Source organism: Knoellia locipacati (assembly GCF_007992835.1).
Classification (GTDB): Bacteria; Actinomycetota; Actinomycetes; order Actinomycetales; family Dermatophilaceae; genus Knoellia; species Knoellia locipacati.
On sequence record NZ_BKBA01000004.1, the window covers coordinates 143058 to 160463 of the forward strand.

Below are 17406 nucleotides of genomic sequence, written 5' to 3' on the forward strand. Positions count from 1 at the left end.
CGAGAGGCAAAGCGAGAGGCGGTATGCCGGGTGGGCACCCGGCATACCGCCTCTCGTCCTGCGACCCGCTGGGGGTCAGGTGTTGCTGTCGTCGCGACCCTTGTCGAGGTTCGGCGTCGAGAGGTCGGAGCCCTCGGACGTGCCGGACACGGACGGGGCCGAGCCGTCGGCGAAGTCGCCGGCGTCGGTCCAAGCGTTGCCCTCGGAGGCCTTCTCGGTGGTGGCCTCGCCACCGAACTCGGAGGCCTTGGCCTCGTCGGCGAGCTCGTCGGCCTTGTCGGACGCCTTGTCCTTGGCCTCGACGGCCTTGTCCTTGGCGGCGGCGCCGGCAGCAGCGGCCTTGTCCTTCGCCGCGGCACCGGCCGCAGCGGCCTTGTCCTTGGCGGCGGAGGCGAGGTCGGTCACCTTGTCGCCGACGGACGAGTCACGCCCGTGCGACGGCGGGGTGTAGGCGCCGGCGCTGGCCCACGGGTCCTTCTTCTCGGTCGACTTCTTCCACGCGAACGCGGCAGCGCCGGCGGCGAGGAGGAGGAGCAGGGCACCCTTGCCGCCACGCTTCTGCTTGACGACGGCGTCGCCCTTGAGCACGTGGTAGGCGTCGGGCGCGCGGTCGGCGGCCTCGGTCGCGGCACCCTTGGCGGCCGCGGCGCCGGCGATGACGGTCGCGAGCGCCGAGGCGAGCTTGGGCACGACCTCCTCGACGAACGTGTCCTTGGCGTCGTGGACCTTGGGTCCGGCCTGGTCGGCGTACTCGCGGGCCGTCTCGCGGGCGAGCTCGACGTGCGGGGCAGCCTTGTCCTTGAGGTCTGCGGCCTTGGAGCGAAGGTCGGCAGCGTGCGACTGGGCACTCGAGCCGACGTCCGAGGCGGTGGAGGCAGCGGTCTCGACCCGGGCCGCGACGGCGTCGCGTGCCTGCTCGGTCTTGCTCTTCGTGCGGAACACGATTTCTCCTGTCAGTGGACGATCGGGTTCCTTCCATCAAACACTGTTTCCGCACGTCACGACACCTAGGGGTCGGGTCGGACGAACCTTTCGTATGCCGTCGCGGCCCCCCACGTGCTCGTGGCCTCCCGCGGTGCGCCCCATAGAGTGGAGGCATGAAGGCAACCCTCAAGACCAACCACGGCACCATCAACCTCACGCTGTTCGCCGACCAGGCGCCCAAGACCGTGAAGACCATCACCGGTCTCGCCACGGGTGAGCTCGAGTACAAGGACGATTCCGGCCGCACCAACCCGGACAAGTTCTACGACGGCCTCATCTTCCACCGCATCATCCCCGGCTTCATGATCCAGGGCGGCGACCCCATGGGTCAGGGCTTCGGCGGCCCCGGCTTCGCCTTCGACGACGAGATCCACCCGGAGCTCACGTTCGACCGTCCCTACCTGCTCGCCATGGCCAACGCCGGCAAGCGCATGGGCAAGGGCACCAACGGCAGCCAGTTCTTCATCACCGTCGGCGCCACCCCGTGGCTCAACGGCAAGCACACGATCTTCGGTGAGGTCGCCGACCAGGAGAGCCGCGACGTCGTCGACAAGATCGCCGCCGTCCAGACCGGTGCGCAGGACCGTCCCAAGGACGACGTCGTCATCGAGAGCTTCACCGTCGAGGGCTGAGCCCCGCGGTGCGTCCGGGAAGGGTCCAGAAACCTCTCAGGACGCGCAGATAGGCTCGCCGCGTGAGCGAGCCCACGGCATACGGACAGACCGGCACCCCCGACGAGGTGCCGGTCTGTCCGCGTCACCCCGACCGTGTCTCCTACGTGCGCTGCCAGCGCTGCGGGCGGCCGGTCTGCCCCGAGTGCCAGCGCCCGGCCGCGGTCGGCGTGCAGTGCGTCGACTGCGTGCGCGAGGGCCAGCAGTCCACGCGCCAGGGCCGCACGATCTTCGGCGGCGACCTCGCCGGAGTCGGCGAGAAGCCGCTCGTCGTCATGGTGATCATCGGCATCTGCGTCGCCGTCTTCCTCGGCCAGATGGCGATCCCGCGGCTCACCGACGAGGTGGCGTTCGCGCCCTACCTCGGTGACACCGAGCCGTGGCGCTTCCTCACCTCGGCGTTCGCGCACTCGCCGCGCAACGTCCTGCACATCGCGTTCAACATGTACGCGCTGTGGGTCATGGGCCAGTACCTCGAGCCGATGCTCGGCCGCGCCCGGTTCGCCGCGCTCTACCTCATCAGCGCGTTCGGCGGCTCGGTCATGTACCTCCTGCTCGCCTTCCCCACGTCGGTCGAGCAGATGAACCGCGGTGACTTCGGGGCGTGGGCGACGCCCGCCGTGGGTGCCTCGGGTGCGGTGTTCGGGCTGTTCGGCGCCTTCCTCGTGCTCCAGCGCCGGCTCGGACGCGCGGCGGGTCCGATGGTCGCGACGATCGGCATCAACGCCGTGCTCGGGTTCGTCATCCCCGGCATCGCCTGGCAGGCCCACCTCGGCGGGCTCGTCGTCGGTGCCGCGTGCGCCGCGGTCTTCGCGTACACCGGGCGCCGGCCCCAGACCGGCGGGACGCAGCGGGCGAACTTCGGGGTGCACTGGCTCGGGCTCGCGGCCATCTCGGCGCTGCTGCTCGTGCTCACGGTGGTCAAGTACGCCGTGACGACCTCACCCTTCTGAGCGCTGTGCACTGCTGCGCCCCGGCGCAGCAGTGCACAGTCCGTCCGCGGGTCTTCCCTCGCGCGCTGTGCAGTGCTGCGCTCCGGCGCAGCAGTGCACAGGGCCGACGGCCCAGCTGGCACGCCGCCGCGCGCTCCCCAACCCCCACTCCAAGCCCGCACCGTGTGTTGTCCACAGGTCTTCCACCGTGTGGATTACACCGGTGTCATTCTCCACAGTGGGGATAACTCCTGTGGACAACTGTGACTTGTCCACAGCCTGTCCACACCGGTGGGCACTCTCCGGGCCGGACGGCATACCGACGCACGACGGCCCCCGACCACAGCGGTCGGGGGCCGTTCGCGTCAAGGCGAGGCGCGAGTGGTGCGTCAGCGCCAGCGGGTCGTCATGAGGAACCCGGCCATCATGAACGCGAAGCCCGCGCCGAGGTTCCAGCGGCCGATCTGCGGCACGGGGTACTCGTGCTGACCCGAGATGTAGTACGTCACGACCCAGACGAGACCGATGAGCATGAGCCCGATCATCACCGGGACGAACCAGCGCGGGTTCGGCTTGACGCTGTTGCTCTGCGCCGTGCGGGGCGGGGTGTAGGCGGGCTTGGCTCGGCCCTTGGACTCTGGCACGGACTGTCTCCTTGGCTAGCGGGGTCGTGGCCTAGCGTAGAGCCTTGAGATGAGAGAGGCGGTGACCCCCATGGCCCGGCACACGACGTTCCTCACGACGCGCCCCACCATGTGGTCGCTGCTCGTGCCCGTCGTCGCCATCCTCGCGGGCGTCCTCTTCGCGACGAGCGGGTCGGTCGCCCAGGGGCGCAGCCTGCGTTCGGACGCCGCCGGACTGCCCGACATCATCCGTGAGCAGACCAAGAACAACACGCGGATGACCGACGAGCTCGAGAGCCTCAACACCGAGGTCGACGAGCTCACCCGCGACGGTGCACCCGGCAACGCCGAGGTCGACGCCATCAAGGACAAGGGCGACCGGCTCACCTTCGCCGCCGGCCGCACCGACGTCGAGGGTCCCGGCGTCGAGGTCCAGCTCACCGACTCCAAGCTCGCCGTCGACAAGCTGCCCGAGGGCTTCTCCGTCGACGACATCGTCGTGCACCAGCAGGACGTGCAGGCCGTCGTCAACGCGCTCTGGGCCGGTGGTGCCGAGGCGATGATGATCCAGGACCAGCGGATCATCTCGACGAGCGCCGTCCGCTGCGTCGGCAACACCCTCATCCTCCAGGGCCGCGTCTACTCACCGCCCTACCGGATCCGCGCCATCGGCGAGCCCAAGAAGCTGCGCGGGATGTTGTCGCAGTCGCCCGAGGTGCAGATCTACCAGGAGTACGTCCGCGCCGTCGGGCTCGGCTACGACGTGCGCTCCTCCGACCGGTTCGAGTTCCCGGCCTACGCCGGCTCGATCACCCCCGACCACGCGGTCGTGGACGAGCGATCTTGAGGCGCGCCGCGGGGGTGCTCGGCGAGCTCCTCATGACGCTCGGCGTGCTCGTCCTGCTCTTCGTCGTCTGGCAGGTCTGGTGGACCGACGTCACCTCGGACCGTGCGCACGCCAAGACGGTGTCGGCGCTGTCGCGGCAGTTCGGCGACGCGGCGGGGTCCTCGGGTGCGGGCGCGGCGGCGTCCGGCGCGAACCTGCCGTCGGGGGCGTTCGCGATCGTGCGGATCCCGCGGTTCGGCGCGGACTACGCCCGTCCCGTCGTCGAGGGCTCCTCGGCCACGGAGCTCGCGCAGGGCCTGGGCCACTACACCGGGACCGCCATGCCCGGCGAGGTCGGCAACTTCGCGATCGCCGGTCACCGCACCACCTTCGGCAAGCCGCTGTCGGCGATCGACACGCTGCGCACGGGAGACCGGGTCGTCGTCGAGACCGCTGCCGGCTGGACCGTGTATGCCGTCTCCGGTCACGAGATCGTGCGCCCGTGGCAGGGCGAGGTCATCGCGCCCGTGCCCGGCGAGGTCGGTGCGACCCCGACCAAGGCCGTGCTCACGATGACGTCGTGCCACCCGAAGTTCAGCGCGAAGCAGCGCTGGGTCGTCCACGCCGACCTCGTCGAGCAGCGGACCCGAGCTGAGGGCCCGCCGTCCTCGGACGTGTCCGTGCCAGACACTGCAGCGATGGGAGCCTTGTGATGTATGCCGGTCTCTGGCGAGCGCTTCCCGGTCCCGTCGCGCTGCGGCTCCTGCTCGTGCTCGTGCTGCTCGCGGCGGTGGTCGTGGTGTGCTTCGAGTGGCTGTTCCCGCTCGTCGCGTCGTGGCTGCCCTACGACGAGACGACCGTCGACTCCGACGACGCGGCCACCGCGGTGGCCGCCCTGCCCGACATCGCTGCCCTGCCCGACCTGCTCCACACCGTGAGGACCTCCCATGGCTGACCCCACCCGCATCCTCGTCGTCGACAACTACGACTCGTTCGTCTTCACGATCGTCGGATACCTCGAGCAGCTCGGCGCCGAGTGCACCGTCGTGCGCAACGACGCCGTCACGCCTGCCGACGCCGCCGACTACGACGGGGTCCTCGTCTCGCCCGGGCCCGGCACCCCCGAGGAGGCCGGGGTCTCGATGGCGATGATCGAGGCGTGCGCCGAGCGCACGCAGCCGATGCTCGGGGTCTGCCTCGGCCACCAGGCGCTCGGGGTCGTCTTCGGCGCCACTGTGGGCCGGGCGCCAGAGCTGCTCCACGGCAAGACCTCGCTCGTGCAGCACTCGGGCCAGGGCGTGCTCGCCGGGCTGCCGACACCGTTCACGGCGACGCGCTACCACTCGCTGACGATCGACCCGCCGACCCTGCCCGACGCGCTCACGAGCACCGGGCAGACCGAGAGCGGCATCATCATGGCCGTCCAGCACCGCGAGCTGCCGCTGCACGGGGTGCAGTTCCACCCGGAGTCGGTCCTCACGCAGGGTGGCCACCGGCTCCTCGCCAACTGGCTCGAGGTCTGCGGGGACGCGACCGCAGTGGAGCGCTCGCACGGCCTCAGCCCGCTGGTGCACGACGGCGCCGACGTCGCCGCCAAGGTCACCGGCTGACCAGCACCCGCACGACTCACCAACTGATTGCCCCACCGCGAGGGGGAGCTGCGCTCCGCCCTCGCGGTGGGGCAATCAGTTGATGGGTGGCCCCTCGCGGTGGGGCAATCAGTTGGGAGTGGGGGTCAGCCGGGTGGAGTGATCGTGGGCAGGGGCACGCCGGTCGGGGTCACCGAGGGTGACGGGCTCGCCGTCGGGCTCGGTGTGGGGGTGGGCGTCGGCGACGGCTTGGGCGGCAGCTTCTGGGCGACGCGGATCGTCACCTCGGACCCGGCCGGGACGAGCTCGCCCTCGTCGGGGTCCTGCGCGATGACGGTGCCCTCCTTGGCCTGGTCGGTCTGCCGGTAGGTCGTCTTGGGCTTGAGCCCGATGGCGAGCAGCGCCGTCGACGCCTCGTCCTGGGTCATCGTCGTCAGCTTGGGGACCTCGACCTGTCCGGTCGAGACGTTGAGGGTGACGAGGCCGCCCGGCTCGAGCGACTCCCCGACCTTGGGGACGGTGGAGACGACCCGGTCCTTGGGCTGGAGGTGGGTGTTGACCTTCTCGGTCTTGCCGACGGTGAGCTTGAGCTTCTCGAGGGCGGCGGTCGCCTCGGGGACGGTCATGCCGGCGAGCTCGGGGACGGCCACCGAGCTGGGCCCGGACGAGACCACGAGTGCGACGGTCGTCTCGGAGGGGTCCACCCGGACGCCGGGCTTGGGGTCCTGCGAGATGACGGAGCCCTCGGGGACGCGGTCGCTGCGTTCCGAACGCTGGGTCACCGTCACGAGCTTCGACCCGCGCAGGTCGGCGATGGCCGTGGGCAACGGCTTGCCCTCGACGGCCGGCACCGCGACCTTGGCCGCCTCGGCCTGCATCGCGCGGAACTGCATGGCACCGAAGCCGAGGATCGCGAGTGCGGTGAGCACGGCGACCGTGATCATCGCCCGGCGTCGACCCCGGTGCTCGTCGCGCCGCGGCTCGCGGCTCACCGCCGCCGGGAACGTCGAGGTGGCGTGACCACCGACGGGAGCGGGAGGTGCGTCGTCCCGGGGACGGGTCTGTGCGGCATACACCTCGGTGGGTTCCGAGCTGCTCAGCGTCGCGGTCGCGCCCGCAGCCAGGGCGGCGAGGGACGCAGCAGCCTCGGGGCTGATCGCGCGTCCGAGGCGGATGTTCTGGAGGTCGCCGCGGAACGACGCGGCGTCCTGGTAGCGGTCCTCGCGCGGCTTGGCCAGCGAGTGCAGGACGACGGCGTCGATCTCCTCGGGGAGCGAGTCCTCGATGGCCGACGGCGGGATCGGCTGCTCGCCGACGTGCTGGTAGGCGATCGAGACCGGGCTGTCGCCGACGAACGGCGGGCGTCCGGTGAGGAGCTCGTAGAGCATGCAGCCGGCCGAGTAGAGGTCCGAGCGCGCGTCGACCGTCTGGCCCTGCGCCTGCTCGGGCGAGAGGTACTGCGCGGTGCCGATGACGGCCTGTGTCTGGGTCATCGTCGCGGCGGTGTCGGCGATGGCCCGGGCGATGCCGAAGTCCATGACCTTGACCGAGCCGTCGCCGCTGATCATGACGTTGGCGGGCTTGATGTCACGGTGGACGATGCCCATGCGGTGGCTGTAGCCGAGCGCGTCGAGGACACCCTCGGTGACACGCAGCGCCTCCTCGGTGGGGAGCTTGCCGCGTTCGGTGAGGATCTCGCGCAGGGTCCGGCCCTTGACGAACTCCATGACCATGTAGGGCACGGCGACGCTGGCACCGCCGGACTCGGTCTTGTGGTCCTCGCCGGAGTCGTAGACCGCGACGATCGAGGAGTGGTTGAGCCCGGCCGACGACTGGGCCTCACGGCGGAAGCGCTTGAGGAAGGACTGGTCGCGCGCGAGGTCGCTGCGGAGCATCTTGATCGCGACGGGTCGCCCGAGACGGGTGTCGTGGCCGAGGTGGACCTCGGCCATGCCGCCGCGGCCGATGAGCTCGCCGACCTCGTAGCGCCCCCCGAGCAGCAGGGACTCCGCGCTCATCGAGCCCTCACTTCTTCAGCCCTGCCTCGATCATGGCCTTGGCGATGGGGCCGCCGACGGCGCCACCTCCACGGGCCTCGCTGTCGGGGTCGCCGCCGTTCTCGACGACGACCGCGACGGCGATCTGGGGGTCGTTGGCCGGCGCGAAGCCGGTGAACCAGGCGTGGGCGCGCGAGACGCGGTCGGTCTCGGCGGTCCCGGTCTTGCCGGCGACGCGCACGCCGTCGACCTGGGCGGGCTTGCCGCTGCCGTTCTCGACGACGGCCTCCATCATCTCGGTGAGCTGGGCGGCGACCTCGGGGCTGACGGCCTTGGAGAGCTCCTGGGGCTCGGCCCGCTCGATGACGCTGAGGTCGCTGGACAGGACCGACCGGACGAGGTGCGGCTTCATGACGATGCCGCGGTTGGCGACACCGGCGCTGAGCATCGCGACCTGGAGCGGCGTGACCCGCACGTCGTACTGTCCGACGGCGGCCTGCGCGAGCTGCGGCTGGTTGAGGTCTGCCGGGACCGTGCTCGGGGTGACCCGCATCGGGATCGAGAGCTGGTCTCCCACACCGAACTTCGCGGCCTGGTCACGCAGCGCGTCGGCGCCGAGCTGGAGGCCGAGGTAGCCGAACGCGCTGTTGCAGGAGATCTCCATGGCGTGCAGGAACGTCGTCGTGTCGTTGGCGCCGCACGAGCGCTTGCCGATGTTGGGCAGGCCGACGGTGGTCTGCGGCAGGTCGAGGACGGCCGGGCCGGGCAGCTCGGTGTCGGGCGCGAACCGGCCACTCTCGAGCGCGGCCGCGGCCGTGACGATCTTGAACGTCGAGCCCGGCGGGTAGAGATCGCCTCCGATGGCGCGGTTGACGAGCGGCTTGTTGGCGTTGCCGTTGAGAGCCTTGTATGCGGCGTCGACCTTCGAGAGGTCGTGGCCCGCGAGCCCCGACGGGTCGTAGGTCGGGTTGCTCACCATCGCGAGGATCTCGCCGGTCGACGGGTTGAGCGCCACCGCGGCGCCCTTGCGACCGTCGAGGGCCTTGACCGCCGCCGCCTGCACGGCGGAGTCGATGGTCAGCTCGAGGCTGGCGCCGACCGTCTTGCGGCCGGTGAAGAAGTCGGACACCCGGCGGAACGCGAGCTTGTCGCTGCTGCCGGACAGCAGGCCGTTCTCGGCCTGCTCGAGACCACCGCCGGCGCCGTAGAAGGAGTAGTAGCCGGTGATGTGCGCGTATGCCGTGCCCTGGGGGTAGGTGCGCAGCCACTTGTACTCGTTGTCGGCCGGGACCGACTTCGCGATGGCCGTGTCACCGACGAGGATCTGGCCGCGCTCGCGGGCGTAGGTGCTGAGCAGCGTGCGGCGGTTGTCGGGACGGGCGTTGAGGTCCTTGGCCCAGACGAACTGGATGAGGGTCGTCGAGACGAGCAGCGACGCGAAGAGCAGGGCCACGACGAAGGAGAGGCGGCGGATCGGCTGGTTCATCGCAGCTTCACCACCTGGGTCGGTTCGTTGGCCACGGGGTTGGGGGCCTCCGGGTCGGGGACGGGACGGCGTGCGTGGTCGCTGATCCGGAGCAGGAGCGCGACGAGGGTCCAGTTCGCGAGCAGGGAGGAGCCACCCTGCGAGAGGAACGGCATCGTCAGGCCGGTGAGCGGGATGACCCGGGTGACACCGCCGACGACGACGAAGCACTGGAGGGCGACCGAGAAGGCGAGCCCGGAGGCGAGCAGCTTGCCGAAGCCGTCACGGGCGCCGATCGCGGTGCGCAGGCCGCGCTCGACGAGGAGCACGTAGAGGATGAGCAGCGCGAAGAGGCCGATGAGGCCGATCTCCTCGCCGAAGCTCGGGATGATGAAGTCGCTCTCGGCGAAGTAGGTGAGGTCGGGGCGGCCGCGGCCGAGACCTGTGCCGACCATGCCGCCGGATGCCATGCCCATGAGGCCACGGGCCAGCTGGTCGGAGGTGTCGAGCGCCTCACGGCTGAACGTGTCGAGCCAGAGCAGGACGCGGCGCTGCACGTGGCTGAAGAGCAGGTTGGCGACCCAGCAGCCGACGCAGAACAGGAGCAGGCCGATGGCCACCCACGACGTCCGCTCGGTGGCGACGTAGAGCATCGCCACGAACAGCCCGAAGAACAGGAGCGAGGAGCCGAGGTCCTTCTCGAGGACGAGCACCCCGACGGACAGCATCCACGCGACGAGGATCGGCCCGAGGTCACGGGCCCGCGGCAGGGTGAGCCCGAGGATCCGGCGGCCGGCGACGGACAGCGCGTCGCGGGTCTGGACGAGGTAGCCGGCGAAGAACACGGCGAGGACGATCTTGGCGATCTCACCGGGCTGGAACGAGAACGGCCCCAGGTTGATCCAGATGCGGGACCCGTAGTTCTCGACACCGAGCCCGGGCACGAGCGGCAGCAGCAGCAGGCCGAAGCCGATGGCACCGGCGAGGTAGGTGTAGCGGCGCAGGATCCGGTGGTCGCGCAGGATGATGAGCGCGGCGATCGCCAGACCCGCCGCGAGGGCGCTCCACATGAGCTGGCGCAGCGCCATGCCTTCGGCGAGGTCGCGGCCGTTGGCGAGGTCCAGCCGGTTGATCATCACGAGCCCGAGACCGTTGAGCAGCGTGGCGATCGGCAGGATGAGCGGGTCGGCGTAGGGGGCGCGCAGCCGCATCGTGATGTGGAACGCGGCGGTGATGACGACGAAGCCGGTGCCGACGGCGACGAGGCTGGGCGGGATCGCGCCCTCGACCGCGATGCCGACGTTGATGTAGGCGAGCGCGACGATCGCGACCGCGAAGACGAGGAGCCCGAGCTCGACGTTGCGGCCCTTGCGGGACGAGAGGGCGGAGACGGTGGTCATGCGTTGGGACTGACGCTCGGAGTCGGGCCGACCGTGGCGGTGGGCGACGGGGCGGTGGTGAGGGGCACGCTCGGCGAGGGCGACGTCGAAGGGGTCGGGGTCGGCGTCGGGGTGGGCGTGGTCCAGTTCGACGGGACCGTCGTGCAGTCGCGGCCCTGGGACTTGGCGTAGCGGCAGGCGCCGGCCTGGACCTCGAGGTTGCGGACAAGGGCGGCGGCGTCGGCCCGGGTCTTCATCGTGATGCCCCGGGCGAGCTGCGCGCGGTAGAAGTCGGGCAGGTCCTCGATGACGATGCCGCTCATGGTCTCGGGGCTCGAGAGGTCGACGGGCCCGAAGGTCTGGTCGACCCCCTTGAACACCGTGACGCGGCCGTCGTTGACGCCGACGTAGAACTGCGACTGGGTCCACGCGTAGGCGGCGTAGCCACCGCCGACGAGCAGCACGAGCGCGAGCAGGGTGGCGCCGAGGGCCCGCAGGACGGTCGCACCCCGGCCACGAGGACCCTCGTCGGCGAGCTGGAGCTCGTCGTCGTCGCTGCCGCCGCTGGCCTCCTGGGACAGGGCGGCTGCCTTGGCGGCGGGGGTCGTGGGGATCGGACGGGTGTGCCGGCGGAACGCCGCGGCGGCGCCGACCACTTGGGGTGAGTCGCTCGGGACGGGACCCTTGGTGAGGTCGACGACGTCGCCCACGACCACGGTGACGTTGTCGGGGGCGCCGGCGCGCAGCGCGAGCTGGACGAGCCGCTCGGCGCAGTCGCCGGGCTTGCGCTCGGTCGTGAGGACCTCGTCGATGGTGTCGCGGGTGACGTAGTCGGAGAGCCCGTCGGAGCAGATGAGGTAGCGGTCGCCCACGATCGCGCGGCGCACGATGACGTCGGGCTCCTCACCCTCGGCACCGGTGAGGACGCGGGTCACGAGCGAGCGCTGCGGGTGGGTCGACGCCTCCTCGGAGGTGATCCGACCCTCGTCGACGAGCGACTGGACGAAGCTGTGGTCCTTGGTGATCTGGCTGACCTCGCCGTCACGCACGACGAACGCGCGCGAGTCGCCGATGTGCGCGAGGACGAGCTTGTCGCGGGCCCGCAGGATGGCGATGAGCGTCGTGCCCATGCCGTCGAGCTCGGGGTCGTCCTGCGCCATCTGGCCTAGCTCGGCGTTGGCCGAGGTGATCCGTCGCAGCAGGGCCTGGGTCGCGTCGACACCGGAGAACGACTCGCCGTCGAGGCCGACGAGGGCCCCGAGGATCATCGATGAGGCGACGTCGCCACCGGCGTGACCGCCCATGCCGTCGGCCATCGCGAGGAGGTGCGGGCCGGCATACCCGCTGTCCTCGTTGTTGGTTCGCACCATCCCGACGTCGGAGCGGGCAGCGAAGTGGAAGGCGATACCCACGGGCTACCTCCGGAGCTCGACGACGGTCGTCCCGAAGCGGATCTCGGTGCCGGCCGTCACCGGGGTGGGGGTGGTGAGCCGCTGCGGGCCGATGAAGGTGCCGTTGGTCGAACCGAGGTCCTCGACCATCCAGCCCTCGGGGCCCTTGAAGATGCGGGCGTGGCGGCCCGACGCGAAGTCGTCCTCGAGGACGAGGGCGGACTCCGGGCTGCGGCCGATGAGGATGCCGGCCTCGCGCAGCGGCAGGCTCGTGCCCGAGAGCGGTCCGCTCATGACGCGCAGGTGGTTGGGGTCGCGGTTCGCGGCACGGGCGGCGACGCGGCGACCGGCGGGCCGGCCCACCGGTCGCTGCTCCGCGGGGACGGCGGCCGGGCTGGCGCTGCGGGCCACCGGACGCGGGGTGTTGCCGCGTGCCGTCGGGGTCTTGCGGGGCGTGACCTGGGTGCCGTAGAGGTCGCCGCGCAGCACGCCGACGACGGCGACGACGAACGCCCAGAGGGCCACGAGGAGCCCGAGGCGCATGACGGTGATGGTGATCTCGCTCATGGGTGCCTCGCGCTACTTCCGGCCGGCGCGGTAGGTGACGGAGGTGCGGCCGACGGTGATGCGGTCGCCGCCCTCGAGGTGCTCGTTGGTGACCTGCTCGCCGTTGACGAACGTCCCGTTGGTCGACCCGAGGTCGCGGATCGTCGCCACCGTGTTGGGGCCGTCCTGGGTCACGCGGATCTCGCTGTGCCGCCGCGAGATCCCGGGGTCGTCGAGGATGATGTCGGCGCTGTCGTCGCGGCCGAGGACGGTGATCGCGCCCATGAGCGGGTAGCGCTCGCCGTCGACGTCGAGCCAGGGCCGGTCGGCCGGGTTGGTCCGCCGCGTCCTGGGTGCGGGCTTCGCCGGCCGGTATGCCGCGGTCTCACCGAGGTCGTCGACCTCAGGCGCGCTGTAGCGGGGGTCGGGCCGGCCGGGGCGGGCGGGGACCGGCGCGGCCACGGGTGGCGCGGAGGCAGCGGCGGGCGAGCCGCCGGCATACGGGTCGTTCTGCCGGGACGGGCGCACGGACTGGTGCTGGCCGGTCATCCCGGTGGCGCGCGGACGCTTGGCCGTGCTGGGACGGATGCGGAAGACGCCGGTCTCGAGCTCGGTGTCCTCGTCGAAGAGGATGTCGATCGGGCCGCCGGGCTGGTAGTGCTGGCTGGAGGCGTGCTCCTCGGCGGCGGCGACCAGCTCGTTCTCGAGCTCGACCCCGTGGTCGGTGAGCCGCTCGTAGTCGGTCTCGCTCAGCTCGATCGTGAAGACGTTGGGCACGAGGCTGCGGCCCGAGCCGGCCGAGGCGGCGCGGTCGTCCATGGCCCGGCGGATCGCGCTCGCGATCTCGACGGGCTGCACCTCGGAGCGGAAGGCCTTGGCGAACACGCCGTTGACGGCACGCTCGAGCTTGCCCTCCATGCGGTCGAACAGGCCCATGGCACACCTCCTGGCGCGGCGTCGTCGTGGCGGGTTGCCGTAGCGATGCTATCTGGCGCGACTGTGGTGGCTCGTGAGGCGTGCGTGGGCGATCTCTGGAGACGGTGTGAGCGTCGGCACGGCGAGGGGGCGGGGACAACAGGAGTCGACCGCCGCACCGGAGGGGATGCGGCGGCCGACGATCGGGGTGGTCAGCGCAGGATGCTGTCGTTGCCGACGATCCTGCTCCACCAGCGGCCGAGCCCGAGCTTGTCGCCGCTGAACGTGTAGGCGAGGGCGATGAGGCCCAGCGCCTCGATCCAGTGGCTGTCGAAGATCGGGTTGGTGAAGTCCTCGCCGCTACGGCCGATGGGGAACTCGGCGAAGTACATGAGGGCGAGGAGCAGGGTGCCGCCCCAGGCGGCGATCTTCATGCCCGCGCCGGCGAGGAAGGCCACGCCGATGCCGAGCAGTCCGAACATGAACAGCCAGTCCCAGAACCCACCGGCGAAGTTCGCGAAGAAGTCACCGAACGGGCCGTCGACGACGGCGGGGTTCTTGGTGAGGAACCCGGTGGTGGGCGACCCGCCGTCGATCCAGGCGTTCTTGGCCGGCGTGCTGTAGCCGAGGCCGAAGAGCTTGTCGAGGAAGGGCCAGAGGAAGGTGAAGCCGAGGACGATGCGCAGGGCGACCATGGCCCACTGGGCGACGGGGTTGCGGACCACGTCCTCCATGTGGGTGATGCCGTCGGCATCGTGGTGGCGGGTCGTGCTGCCGGCCCGGACCGCCTCGGGGTGCTTGGTGGTCATGATGTCTACCTCCAGTTGGTAGGTGGTCCGGTGGGACGGTCCCTCCGGCACCTACAACGCTAGGAAGACGCGGCCTGCGCGAGATGGGCCCAAAGTCCTGACTTGTGGCAGAAAAGGGGTCGAGCCCTAGTCGTTGTCGCCGCCCGTCAGCTGGGTGGCGTTGGGGCCGCCCTGCCCGGTCCCGGTGTCGCCGGCGTCGGCCCACACCCAGTCGCGCACCTCGGGCAGGTCCTCACCGTGCGTCGTCGCCCAGGCCCGCGCCTCGAAGCGCTTGTCCTGCATCCGCTGTCGCAGCCCGGCCGCCTTCGACCCGAGGCCGGGCACGCGGTCGATGACGTCGATGACGAGGTGGAAGCGGTCGAGGTCGTTGAGCATGACCATGTCGAACGGCGTCGTCGTCGTGCCCTCCTCCTTGTAGCCGCGCACGTGGAGGTTCTCGTGGCCGGTCCGGCGGTAGGTCAACCGGTGGATGAGCCACGGGTAGCCGTGGTACGCGAAGATCACCGGCTTGTCCGGGGTGAAGATCGTGTCGAAGTCGCGGTTGCTCAGCCCGTGCGGGTGCTCGACCTCGTCCTGCAGGCGCATGAGGTCGACGACGTTGACGACGCGCACCTTGAGGTCGGGCAGGTTCTCGCGCAACAGCTGGGCGGCGGCCATGACCTCGACGGTCGGCACGTCACCGGCGCAGGCGAGGACGACGTCGCACTCCGAGCCCGACCCTTCCGAGCCGGCCCACTCCCAGATGCCCAGGCCGCGGGTGCAGTGGTGGATGGCCTCCTGCATCGTCAGCCACGTCGGGCCCGGCTGCTTGCCCGCGACGACGACGTTGACGCACTGGTCGGTGCGCAGCAGGTGGTCCCAGGTCGAGAGCAGCGTGTTGGCGTCCGGCGGCAGGTAGACCCGGATGATGTCGGCCTTCTTGTTGACGACGTGGTCGATGAACCCGGGGTCCTGGTGGCTGAAGCCGTTGTGGTCCTGTCGCCACACGTGCGAGCTGAGCAGGTAGTTGAGCGACGAGATCGGGCGCCGCCACTCGATGTGGTTGGTGACCTTGAGCCACTTGGCGTGCTGGTTGAACATCGAGTCGACGATGTGGATGAACGCCTCGTAGCTGCTCATCATCCCGTGGCGCCCGGTGAGCAGGTAGCCCTCGAGCCAGCCCTGGCACTGGTGCTCCGACAGCATCTCGAGGACCTTGCCCACCTTGCGCATGGGGTCGGCCTCGTCGAACGGCTCGTATGCCGCGTTCCACTGCTTCGCGGTGACGTCGAAGACCCCGCCCAGTCGGTTCGAGGCGGTCTCGTCCGGGCCGAAGATCCGGAAGTTCTCGGGGTTGGCGCGCATGACCTCGGCGAGCCAGTTGCCCAGGACGCGAGTGGCCTCGGCGACGGCGGCGCCGCGGGCCTCCTCGTCGACCTCGACGGCGAAGTCGCGGAAGTCGGGCAGGCGCAACGGGGTCCGCAGGAGGCCGCCGTTGGTGTGGGGGTTGGCACCCATCCGCAGGTGGCCCTCGGGGGCGAGCGCGGCGACGTCCTCGTGCAGCCGGCCGGACTCGTCGAAGAGCTCGTCCACGGCATACGACTGGAGCCAGTCCTCGAGGTTCTTGAGGTGCTCGTCGGTGTCACGCGCACTCGCGAGCGGCACCTGGTGGCTGCGCCAGTGGCCCTCGGTGGGCTTGCCGTCGATCTGCTTCGGGCCGGTCCAGCCCTTGGGGTGCTCGAAGACGATCATCGGCCAGCGCGGGCGCTCGACGTCGTCGGCGCCGACCCGGGCCGCCTCGGCCTTGATCGCGGCGATCTCGTCGAGCACGTCGTCGAGCAGCTCGGCGAAGCGCCGGTGGTAGCTCTCCGGGGCCTCGTCGTCGAACCCCGCCTTGAAGAAGTGCGGTGTGTGGCCGTAGCCGACCATGAGCGACTCGAGCTCGTCGTGGCCGATCCGGGCGAGCACCGTCGGGTTGGCGATCTTGTAGCCGTTGAGGTGGAGCACCGGCAGGACGACGCCGTCGGTCGCGGGGTTGGCGAACTTGTTGGCGTGCCAGCTCGTGGCGAGCGGGCCGGTCTCGGCCTCGCCGTCGCCGACGACGGCGAAGACGAGGAGGTCGGGGTTGTCGAGGGCGGCGCCGTAGGCGTGCGAGAGGGCGTAGCCGAGCTCGCCGCCCTCGTGGATCGACCCCGGGGTCTCGGGCGCGACGTGCGAGGGGATCCCGCCGGGGAAGCTGAACTGCTTGAACAGCCGCTGCAGCCCGGCCACGTCCTGGGTGATGTCGTGGTAGGTCTCGGTGTAGGTGCCCTCGAGGTAGGTGTTGGCGACGAGGCCCGGCCCGCCGTGCCCGGGCCCGGTGACGTAGATCGTCGACTGCCGACGCTCGTCGATCGCCCGGTTGAGGTGCGCGTAGAGGAAGTTCAGCCCGGGCGTCGTGCCCCAGTGGCCGAGGAGCCGCGGCTTCACGTGGTCCTTGTGCAGCTGCTCGCGCAGCAGCGGGTTGTCGAGCAGGTAGATCTGCCCGACCGAGAGGTAGTTCGCCGCCCGCCACCACCGGTGGATGCGGTCCAGCGTGCCGTCGTCGAGCGCCGGGACCCCGGCGTCGGAGCGGGACTGCCAGGGCGTGCCCGGGGCTGAGGTCGACATCGTGCGGTCCTCTCGAGAGGGTGGCTGCGACTGCCCTCCTCACCCTAGTGACGCGGGCGCGCGCTCACTCGGGGTTGAGCGAGGTCCCGAGGCGCTCGCGGGCGGTGCGTCCCCGGCGCATCACGGGGACGGTCCCGGTGACGGCGCCGAGGCCCACCGTCGAGCCGTTGCCGTAGATCGTCTCGACGGCACCGGCGGGGACGGCATACGTCTCGTGCCAGATGCCCACGGCGCCGGGCGAGCGACGCGCGGCCGTGTTGAAGGCGCGCCACGCGGGCAGGTGCGCCTTCGTGCTCATCCTCGAGTACGCGTAGAGGTGCTCGGTGCTGCGCCACCACTGCACGACCCACGGGCCCTTGGCACCGATGAGGGTCGTCGCCCCGAGGAAGCCGAGGTCCTCGGCCTCGCCGCGCGCGGCCGCGGCCTTGTTGCGCTCGAGCTCGGCGAGCATCTTGGGCATCGCGAGGAACACGGGCAGCCAGAGGTCCGGGCGGTGCGGCTTCCGGAAGGTCATCCCGATGTGGAACACGACGAGGGAGTCGTCCCACGTGTGGGTCGTGCGGACGACGGCGGGTGCGTCGGCCGGTGCGGTCTGGTCGGGCATGACGGGCTCCCTGCATCTTGGATAGTGGAACTATCTCACTAGCAACC

General features: G+C 70.8%; 17 protein-coding genes. 6 read left to right on the plus strand and 11 right to left on the minus strand.

What is annotated here, in order from left to right:
* Positions 1-75 precede the first annotated feature (75 nt).
* Positions 76-942 carry a hypothetical protein gene (locus KLO01_RS06545; protein ID WP_147063378.1) on the minus strand — a complete coding sequence of 289 codons (867 nt, stop codon included), beginning with the start codon at positions 940-942 and terminating at the stop codon, positions 76-78.
* Between the two features lie 155 nt (positions 943-1097).
* Between KLO01_RS06545 and KLO01_RS06550 the strand changes: the two genes are divergently transcribed.
* Both KLO01_RS06550 and KLO01_RS06555 read left to right on the plus strand, forming a co-directional pair.
* A complete protein-coding gene (locus tag KLO01_RS06550) occupies positions 1098-1616 on the plus strand; it encodes a peptidylprolyl isomerase (protein ID WP_147063380.1) in 519 nt (172 codons plus the stop codon).
* Positions 1617-1678: 62 nt separating this feature from the next.
* Entirely contained in the window at positions 1679-2608 is a 930-nt protein-coding gene (locus KLO01_RS06555; RefSeq protein ID WP_186827942.1) for a rhomboid family intramembrane serine protease, read from the plus strand.
* Positions 2609-2976: 368 nt separating this feature from the next.
* On the opposite strand, the gene KLO01_RS06560 is transcribed toward KLO01_RS06555, so the two are convergent.
* Positions 2977-3231, minus strand: a complete 255-nt coding sequence (locus KLO01_RS06560) for a cell division protein CrgA (RefSeq protein ID WP_147063382.1) — start codon at positions 3229-3231, stop codon at positions 2977-2979.
* A 49-nt stretch (positions 3232-3280) separates the two neighbouring features.
* Here KLO01_RS06560 and KLO01_RS06565 point away from each other — a divergent pair, with 49 nt between their 5' ends.
* The 4 genes from KLO01_RS06565 to KLO01_RS06580 are packed head-to-tail and all read left to right on the plus strand — an operon-like array spanning position 3281 to position 5646.
* Positions 3281-4057: a DUF881 domain-containing protein gene (locus KLO01_RS06565; protein WP_246136091.1), complete on the plus strand. Its 777-nt coding sequence runs from the start codon at positions 3281-3283 to the stop codon at positions 4055-4057.
* Positions 4054-4749 carry a class E sortase gene (locus tag KLO01_RS06570; protein WP_246136092.1) on the plus strand — a complete coding sequence of 232 codons (696 nt, stop codon included), beginning with the start codon at positions 4054-4056 and terminating at the stop codon, positions 4747-4749. Before KLO01_RS06565 ends, KLO01_RS06570 begins: the two co-directional genes overlap by 4 nt.
* Positions 4749-4991, plus strand: coding sequence for a hypothetical protein (locus tag KLO01_RS06575; RefSeq protein WP_147063385.1), 243 nt, complete (start codon positions 4749-4751; stop codon positions 4989-4991). Before KLO01_RS06570 ends, KLO01_RS06575 begins: the two co-directional genes overlap by 1 nt.
* Complete coding sequence (locus tag KLO01_RS06580; protein ID WP_147063387.1) at positions 4984-5646, plus strand: aminodeoxychorismate/anthranilate synthase component II; 663 nt, start codon at positions 4984-4986, stop codon at positions 5644-5646. Before KLO01_RS06575 ends, KLO01_RS06580 begins: the two co-directional genes overlap by 8 nt.
* Before the next feature lie 125 nt (positions 5647-5771).
* Here KLO01_RS06580 and pknB read toward each other — a convergent pair whose 3' ends face one another.
* The 9 genes from pknB to KLO01_RS06625 form a co-directional block, all read right to left on the minus strand.
* The gene (gene pknB / locus KLO01_RS06585; protein WP_147063389.1) at positions 5772-7643 is read right to left on the minus strand and encodes a Stk1 family PASTA domain-containing Ser/Thr kinase; all 1872 of its coding nucleotides are present in this window, start codon (positions 7641-7643) and stop codon (positions 5772-5774) included.
* Positions 7644-7650: 7 nt separating this feature from the next.
* On the minus strand, positions 7651-9108 hold the full coding sequence (locus KLO01_RS06590; protein ID WP_147063391.1) for a peptidoglycan D,D-transpeptidase FtsI family protein: 1458 nt from the start codon (positions 9106-9108) through the stop codon (positions 7651-7653).
* Complete coding sequence (locus KLO01_RS06595) at positions 9105-10487, minus strand: FtsW/RodA/SpoVE family cell cycle protein (RefSeq protein ID WP_147063393.1); 1383 nt, start codon at positions 10485-10487, stop codon at positions 9105-9107. The genes KLO01_RS06590 and KLO01_RS06595 overlap by 4 nt, the downstream gene beginning before the upstream one ends.
* Entirely contained in the window at positions 10484-11878 is a 1395-nt protein-coding gene (locus tag KLO01_RS06600) for a PP2C family protein-serine/threonine phosphatase (protein ID WP_147063395.1), read from the minus strand. The genes KLO01_RS06595 and KLO01_RS06600 overlap by 4 nt, the downstream gene beginning before the upstream one ends.
* A gap of 3 nt (positions 11879-11881) precedes the next feature.
* Positions 11882-12424 (minus strand): FHA domain-containing protein FhaB/FipA, encoded by a 543-nt coding sequence (locus tag KLO01_RS06605; protein WP_147063397.1) that lies wholly within the window; start codon positions 12422-12424, stop codon positions 11882-11884.
* A gap of 12 nt (positions 12425-12436) precedes the next feature.
* A complete protein-coding gene (locus KLO01_RS06610; protein ID WP_147063399.1) occupies positions 12437-13339 on the minus strand; it encodes an FHA domain-containing protein in 903 nt (300 codons plus the stop codon).
* Positions 13340-13530: 191 nt separating this feature from the next.
* Positions 13531-14127 carry a DoxX family protein gene (locus tag KLO01_RS06615; protein ID WP_222611940.1) on the minus strand — a complete coding sequence of 199 codons (597 nt, stop codon included), beginning with the start codon at positions 14125-14127 and terminating at the stop codon, positions 13531-13533.
* Positions 14128-14253: 126 nt separating this feature from the next.
* Positions 14254-16755 (minus strand): phosphoketolase family protein, encoded by a 2502-nt coding sequence (locus KLO01_RS06620; RefSeq protein WP_147063400.1) that lies wholly within the window; start codon positions 16753-16755, stop codon positions 14254-14256.
* Positions 16756-16819: 64 nt separating this feature from the next.
* Positions 16820-17359, minus strand: coding sequence for a DUF4188 domain-containing protein (locus KLO01_RS06625; protein ID WP_147063402.1), 540 nt, complete (start codon positions 17357-17359; stop codon positions 16820-16822).
* Between the last annotated feature and the right edge of the window lie 47 nt (positions 17360-17406).

Coding starts and splice junctions, on each gene's coding strand:
- KLO01_RS06550 (WP_147063380.1), top strand. CDS start 1,098: ATGAAGGCAACCCTCAAGACCAACCACGGCACCATCAACCTCACGCTG.
- KLO01_RS06565 (WP_246136091.1), top strand. CDS start 3,281: ATGAGAGAGGCGGTGACCCCCATGGCCCGGCACACGACGTTCCTCACG.
- KLO01_RS06575 (WP_147063385.1), top strand. CDS start 4,749: ATGTATGCCGGTCTCTGGCGAGCGCTTCCCGGTCCCGTCGCGCTGCGG.
- KLO01_RS06580 (WP_147063387.1), top strand. CDS start 4,984: ATGGCTGACCCCACCCGCATCCTCGTCGTCGACAACTACGACTCGTTC.
- pknB (WP_147063389.1), bottom strand. CDS start 7,643: ATGAGCGCGGAGTCCCTGCTGCTCGGGGGGCGCTACGAGGTCGGCGAG.
- KLO01_RS06590 (WP_147063391.1), bottom strand. CDS start 9,108: ATGAACCAGCCGATCCGCCGCCTCTCCTTCGTCGTGGCCCTGCTCTTC.
- KLO01_RS06595 (WP_147063393.1), bottom strand. CDS start 10,487: ATGACCACCGTCTCCGCCCTCTCGTCCCGCAAGGGCCGCAACGTCGAG.
- KLO01_RS06605 (WP_147063397.1), bottom strand. CDS start 12,424: ATGAGCGAGATCACCATCACCGTCATGCGCCTCGGGCTCCTCGTGGCC.
- KLO01_RS06610 (WP_147063399.1), bottom strand. CDS start 13,339: ATGGGCCTGTTCGACCGCATGGAGGGCAAGCTCGAGCGTGCCGTCAAC.
- KLO01_RS06615 (WP_222611940.1), bottom strand. CDS start 14,127: ATGACCACCAAGCACCCCGAGGCGGTCCGGGCCGGCAGCACGACCCGC.
- KLO01_RS06620 (WP_147063400.1), bottom strand. CDS start 16,755: ATGTCGACCTCAGCCCCGGGCACGCCCTGGCAGTCCCGCTCCGACGCC.
- KLO01_RS06625 (WP_147063402.1), bottom strand. CDS start 17,359: ATGCCCGACCAGACCGCACCGGCCGACGCACCCGCCGTCGTCCGCACG.